This window comes from Veillonella parvula (genome assembly GCF_032575955.1).
GTDB lineage: Bacteria > Bacillota > Negativicutes > Veillonellales > Veillonellaceae > Veillonella > Veillonella parvula_J.
The window spans coordinates 1-7,705 of record NZ_JAWFXN010000019.1 but is presented as its reverse complement, the minus strand read 5'-3'; the positions used below and the strand labels follow the sequence as shown (position 1 = coordinate 7,705).

The 7,705-nt window shown below is 39.3% G+C and carries 2 protein-coding genes; one reads left to right on the top strand and one right to left on the bottom strand.

Annotated features, from left to right (window positions below; genetic code table 11):
- Positions 1 to 6,459 (bottom strand): ESPR-type extended signal peptide-containing protein (locus E7L28_RS09725; RefSeq protein ID WP_316711639.1); only part of this gene is annotated, 6,459 nt, incomplete at its 3' end.
- 704 nt (positions 6,460 to 7,163) lie between these two features.
- Between E7L28_RS09725 and E7L28_RS09720 the strand changes: the two genes are divergently transcribed.
- Positions 7,164 to 7,430 (top strand): hypothetical protein, encoded by a 267-nt coding sequence (locus E7L28_RS09720; RefSeq protein WP_004692901.1) that lies wholly within the window; start codon positions 7,164 to 7,166, stop codon positions 7,428 to 7,430.
- Positions 7,431 to 7,705: the final 275 nt, after the last annotated feature.

Here is a 7,705-nt window from a genome sequence, read left to right as displayed (position 1 = left end):
ATCACCTTTATCAACGGTAATATCCGCATTACGGCCGTCTTTGCCAGTTAAACCGATATGACCAACACCGTCTTTGCCGGACATAGATACAGCATCTTTACCATCTTTGCCTGTGATACCTACTTTGCCGTCTGTACCGTCAGCACCGTTAGGGCCAGTAATGGATACCCCGTCCTTACCGTTTTTACCAACTTTTACCTTATCAGTAGTTAAGCTGTCAGTTTTAAGGTCTTTCGCCATCTTGATATTAACATTACCATCTTGGTCGGCTACTGTTTTAATATTTTCGCCGGAGTATTTATCGTCAGACTCTGTACCTTCACCTTTGATAGTAACCTTTTGACCTAAATCACGGTGGAATTCACCTGTATTACCAGCGAAATTCAAACCTTTTTTCGTGATTTTATCACCTAGGTTATTAATCTTGTTATCCAAGGATTTGTGAGATTTTTGCAATTGATCTTCTGTAGCAGCACGACCGCTTGTGATATTGTCAGGATCCCAATCTTTGTTTTCCAAACCTGTCACATAACCGTCTTTGCCATCAACAGATACCTTGCCTGCTGCAATCTTACCATCTTTACCATCGATAGTTACCTTGTCGCCAGCTTTAATGGTACCGTTTTCACCGTCAATTGTTACATTGCCAGCTTTAATAGTACCTTTGTTGCCATCGATTGTAACTTTATCACCAGCCTTGATAGTGCCTGTAGTACCATCCAACGCGATTTGTTTCGTAGCATCAGAGCCTAATGTCACTTGATCTTTAAGACTTACTTCATAGTTCTTTGAACCATTCGCATTGGTGCTAGGTGTCACAGTAATATTATTACCTGCCGATACCGTTGTGGATGCAGCTGCTGTAGCTTTATCCAATTGAGATTTATTAACCGCATCGTTAGGGTCCGTACCGTCAGCTACATTTGTAATCTTGTTACCGCCATTATTTAGACCGTCTTTTGTAAGACTTACTGCATTGCCGCCAGCACGATTGATTGTCATACCATCACCATTGATAACAGTATTATTGCCACCGTTTGTGAAAGTAGCAGACGTCAAGCCTTTCAATTCTTTCGCCAAGCGCAATTTCAATGTATCGGAACCGTCAGAAACAACACCGATGTTATCTTCAGCAGCTAATTTGCTTTCATCGGAGATACCACCCTTAACATTCACTTTATTGTTAAGTTTCTTTTCAATCACCTTGCCTGTATCGCCGCCGTAGAGCATACCATCATCCATGGTTGCCACTTGATGTTCGCCGTTTTTGTCCTGGTAAACAATACGAGTGATACCATCAACACCGTCTACGCCTTTTGCACCTTTAACGCCTTTAGTATCATCATCGTAGCCATTCTTCACGGACATGTCGATACCGCTTGTACCGTTCACCCCATTTGTACCTGCAGGGCCTGTCAAGCCGATATGGCCTACGCCATCTTTACCGAACATAGATACAGCAGGTTTCCCGTCTTTACCAGTAACACCTACCTTACCGTCTAAGCCGTTCGGGCCTTCAGGGCCAGTGATAGTTACACCATCTTTATCACCTTTACCGACCTTCACAGTTTCAGCTTTAAGGTTCTTATTCATCTTCACATCGACAATTGTATTGCCATTTTGATCCTGTTTGATGAAAGTTTTAAGGTTTTCACCGCTGTAGTTATTATCAGCATCAGTACCTTCACCCTTAATAGTGATCTTGGAACCAAGTTTATTAGTCTGTACACCGCCACTATTAGCATCAAACTGCAAGCCTTTATTGATAACATCGTCCAATTTGGATTTGGAGGCAATGTCTTTCAATTTTACGGTTTCCTTTTTATCCGGATGATTTTTATCCTCTACAGTCAAATCAATGTTGCCATTATCATCCACCTTGTAAGCACCGTCAGCTTCAGCCGCATTTTTCGCCAAACGGAAGTCCGTAGCATTAGCGCCTTGTTTCTTAACTTCGTCGCTAACTGTTTTCAACTGATCTTCTGTTGCGGCGCGACCGGATACCATATTAGGATTTTGAATATCCCAATCTTTATTATCTAAGCCAGATACATAGTTGCCAGTATTGCCAGGGTTCGCACCATCTTCTTGTTTACCCATGGTTACAGTGCCAGCTTTCACAGTGTCGGATGCCGTTACAGATTGCAAGCCTGTTAAATTTTTAGCCAATTGCAATTGTAATTTTGCATTACCGTCAGCATCAACCGTCGCAGATGTAACACCGATATTATTTCCGGTTGCCAAATCAGATGCATTTGTCACACCACCTGTTATATTTACTAGCTTGTTAAGCTTAACATTAGATGTAGCACCCATGTCGCCTTTAAATTTAAGGCCGTCGTTCAAAGTAGCCACTTCTTCGTTCGTACCATCAGGTTTTTGGTATCTAATACGAGTTGTAGTCGTACCAGGAGCACCGTCTACACCAGGTTGACCGTCACGAGTAACAGAAATGTTAGTTGTTACACCGTCTTTACCATTAATACCGATTTTACCGTCTTTACCGTTTGCACCAGTAGCAGTAATCGTTTCTACATTGAGGTTTTTACCAAGTTTCACATCAATTGTACTGTCACCGTTACCGTCTTGAGAGATTTCCGTAATGATATTAGAGTTATCCCCTTTAACGGTTACTTTGGAGCCCAATTTATTTGTTTTTACGCCGCCATTGTTAGCATCAAATTTCAAGCCTTTATTAGTTAATGCATCTTCGCTATCTTTGATTTTATCTTTCAAGTAATCCACATTAACCGCTTCGCTACCATCGTTACCTGTCGCATACGCCACATTTGTTACATGAGTACCACCAGTTTTATTAGCATAAGTAGGACCTTCATAAGTTACTTTTGTCTTATCAACGTCACCATTATTGTCCAAATTATACTTAACAGCGCGATCGTTTAATTTATCAAGGCTAGATTTAGATGCGACATCCTTAATCTTAACTGTTTCTTTACTACCTGCATGGTTTTTATCCTCAACAGTTAAGTCAACATCACCGTTAGAGTCAACTGTATAGGCGCCGTCTGCAACTGCCGGATTTGCAACTAAACGATAGTCCGTAGACGCAGCACCTTGGCTTTTAATTACATCGCTGATTTTCTTCAATTGATCTTCTGTAGCAGCACGACCGCTTACAGGGTTAGACTTATTAACATCCCAGTCCTTATTTTCAAGGCCTGTCACATAATTTTTAGTATCAGCGTGTTTACCCATTGTTACGCCGCCTGCTTTTACAGTATCTGTAGCAGTAACAGTAGTAACATTAAGATCTTTTTTCAATTTAACGCCGATTGTAGTATCATCACCAGTTTGCGTAATTTTAGTAGTGATATTGTCATCACCATTGACTGTTACTTTAGAACCAAGTTTGTTTGTTTTTTCATCGTTATTATCAGCGTTAAAACGAAGACCTTTGTTGATAAGTTCAGTTTTGGCATTATTGATATTAGTAGTTAATTCGTTTTTGGCATCGTGCAATTGACCGCCGTTTACAGCGTCCTTACTGCCTGCGCCTACAGTTCCATCAGCAACATTGGTAATCTTTTGATTATTCGCATTGAGACCTGTTGGAGATACATATGTTTTACCGCCTACAGTCAAACCGTTGCTATCAATCTTAGTATTACCTGCTGTCACGCTGTCCAAACCTGTCAATGTTTTAGCTAATTTCACATTTAATGTGCCATTGCCGTCAGATACAACACCGATATTACCATCGGACAGTGTGCCTGTAGCACCGCCTTTAACAGTTACAGTGTCGCCTAATTGTCTGTTGCTTACATTACCAGTATCGCCAGCAAAGTTCAATCCTTTATTAATTTTTGTATTAATACTGGAGATGTCTTGCTTGTTTTGAGCAATATTGCCAGCATTATTTGTGATATTTTGCTTATTATCAGCGATATCTTGTTTATTCTTGTCGATTTGAGTCTTATTAGTATTAACTTTTTCGTTTACCGCTTTTAACTGATCTTCAGTAGCACCGCGACCGGATACAGCCACAGGATTATCTACATTCCAATCTGTATTTGTAAGGCCTGTTACATGACCAGCATCACCGTCTACAGTTACAGGATGTGCTGTACCTACAGTAATTTTATTACCTAAACCAACAGTATATTCCTTACCGCCTGCTGCGTTTGTACTTTCTGTTACAGTTACATTCGCATCCTTTGCTTTTACAGTGGATGCTTTAGCTGTACCGCCGATAGCAGCTTGTAATTGACTATAGTTTACTGCATCATTAGGGTCGCTACCATTAGCAACATTAGTAATCTTTTGATTATTCGCATTGAGACCTGTTGGAGATACATATGTTTTACCACCTACAGTCAAACCACCATTATCAATCTTAGTATTACCAGCTGTAACGCTATCTAAACCTGTCAATGTTTTAGCTAATTTAACATTCAATGTACCATTACCGTCGGATTCAACACCGATATTACCGTCGGATAATGTGCCTGTAGCACCGCCTTTAACAGTTACAGTGTCGCCTAATTGTCTATTGCTTACAGTACCTGTATCACCAGCAAAGTTCAAGCCTTTATTAATTTTTGTATTAATATTGGAGATATCTTGCTTATTTTTAGCGATATCAGTTTTGTTATTCGCAATATCGCCAGCATTTTTCGTGATATTTTGCTTGTTAGTATTGATATCACTAGTATTTTTATCAATGGCAGTTTTATTGGTATTAACTTTATCGTTTACCTTTTTCAATTGATCTTCTGTAGCCGCGCGGCCAGATACAGCCACAGGATTATCTACATTCCAATCTTTATTTTGAAGGCCTGTTACAAAACCTGTAGTACCGTCAATCGTTACAGGTTTTGCTGTACCTACTTTAATAGTATTACCCAAAGTCATGTTGATAGTTGTATCACCATTGGCTTGTGTAATTGCGGCATTGATATTGCTGCCGTCACCTTTGATGGTAACTTTAGAACCTAATAGGTTGTTTTTCGCACCACCTGTATTAGCATCGAAGTTAAGGCCTTTATCTATAGTGTCTTTATTGAATTTAATAGCATCATGAATCGTGCCTTTACCGGTATTGCCGATATTGCTCATCGATAAGTTACCAGTATCAGGGTCAAGGGCTGCATTGCCACCCAAAAGACCTTTTGTAGTGTTTGCTAAGTTACCCAAGGTATTTGCAACACCATATAATTGGCTACCGTTGATTGCATCAGTAGATTGTGCATTCACACGACCTGCAGCTACATTTGTAATGGTACGTTTTACTGTATCACTACCCACGCTAACTGTAGAGTCAGCACTACCACCGGCATAGTTTTTATACCATAAACCGTTTACCAATTGATTTGCTGTGCTTACTGTAGCATCAGTCTTGGAATTAGCACCTAATGCAACAGAACGTTCATGTGCTGCATTAGCAGAAACACCTAATGCCATAGAGTTTGTCTTCTCAGCTTTACTACTTAAACCTAATGCTACAGCACCTACCGCACCATCAGAAGTAGAAGATTGCACACCTATTGCTAGAGAATTACCACCAGATGCAACAGAACCATCACCAGCTGCAACATCAGCGTAGCCATTTGTCGTACTACCCCAGCCAAGTGCAGTGGAGTGAGAACTATTAGCTGTAGCATTCGTACCCAATGCAGCAGACCCCTGTTTAAAAGCCTTAGAACCATTACCAATAGCTACTGCCCAATCACCTCTAGATTGAGAACCATTACCCATAGAAATGGCACCGCCACCACCGGCTTTTGCATCATTACCTAACGCCATGGAGGAACCACCCCAAGCACGAGCATTAGAACCGAAAGCTTGGTCATTATCTTTACCTACAACAGTTCCATTCTCATCGATACCTGCCCACGCTTCGTTACCAAGTGCAAAACCATTAGTGGAACGAACGCGAGTACTATTACCGATAGCAACCGTATTATTCCCGCTCGTATATGAACTACGGCCGATAGCTACAGCTTGTGCCCCATCAGCACTAGTGCCGGAACCAATAGCAATTGCATTTACAACCGTAGTTGTAGCACTTTGACCGATAGCAATGCCACCAGTTCTTTGATTTGCCGGAACACTTTTCCCTTTATTATCATCAACAGTTACAGTCGCACCACGACCAATAGCGATACCAGCCAAAGTTCTACCCTCGTCCGTATCTCCTCTACCTACAGATGCACCAGTACCTACTGAAATACTATAATCACCCTTAGATGCTGTATTATCACCAATTGCGATACCACCGTCGTTTTCAGCTGTCGCTCCGACACCATTTTTAATCGGTGCCCCCAAGGCATCCGTAGGCATCATAACGCCTGTCAACATAACGGCAACTGCTGTAGCACCTACCATTTTAGAGAATACAACCGACAAAGAGGAACGTTTCGTCATGTTCTTTGCTGTTTCTGCCACAACAACATAGCAGCTCTTTGTGCGATTCCAAATCACTTTAAATACTCGATTCATTAATCTTTCTCCTATAAAACTTATAAAACCTACTAACCAACTATCTACATATTTAATGAAATAACAATGATGTATCGATGATGTATTAAGAATTCATCGACATTCTTGAATGTGTATATCTAAAATACCACATATTACGGGAAAAGTAAACTTTTTTTCATTTTATTTTCATAAAACTTTTGTGTTTAAATTATTAATAATTTCGATAAAATTAAATATACTGAATATTCTGCATAAATGCTGTATTTTTTAACTATTATTCACCAACTTTCATAAATAATACTAATATGCTCCATAATTATGTACTAATATCACACCATATGTAACCAATTTATTTTCTCTTCATTATCCTGTTTTATGATAGACCATATAATAGAATGATATCTTTTCATAAACAGATATCGTACAGTGTTTCTGCCATTTTGACTCAATGTACGTACACAATTACTACATACCTACTTAAGCCAATTAACTATTGCACAATCAATAAAGGTAACATTTTATTATATAGTAAAAGGAATGACAGGTGAAATTCAAATCGCCGTCATTCCTTTTTTTATTCTAAGGCACTCTAAAGGCGTATTGGCGGGCTTTATAGGCTTTATAGAAATAGAGCATATGTGTATAAAAACAATTTATATGATTACTCCATGTGTTTTTTAATTTTTATTGTTATACTGAAAGCAGAAAGGAGGAAGAAATCTATGTCAGAACTCAATATCTTACAACAAAATATAGATAAACCAAATACGGTTACAGAAGAAGATATCGTAGTTACACGAGATAATCAAACTTTCACAATCAAAGGTCGCTTTAATGGGGAAGAAGGCGTATTCACATATGATGCGGACGTTCAACCTAACGATCAGTTACAATTTCTGCATCACAATTTTACGGCCATCGTAAAAAAAATTACATATAAGGTGATTCAAGGTCAGCGAATCACCTTGATTGCAAAATTATATGCATAAAAATATCGGGGTATTGTTAATACAAACAACACCCCGATATTTTTTATCGGTCATACAATTATAAGAAATACAATACAACACAACAACACTTAATTCTTATAATTAAATCATCTAAAATTATTGAATTGTCGGTGCATTAATCGCTTTGCGAAGGTCCACTGTGTGAAGTTCGTCCATTGCAGGAGCCGCTTTTTCATCCACAGGTTTCACGCGATTATTGCCGTCTTTCATAGCTTCGTTCAAGCTGAAGATCACCATTTCATTCATGTAGAAAC

Excerpts from the sequence above, each read along its gene's own strand:
- E7L28_RS09720 (WP_004692901.1), top strand. The coding sequence starts at position 7,164 with ATGTCAGAACTCAATATCTTACAACAAAATATAGATAAACCAAATACG.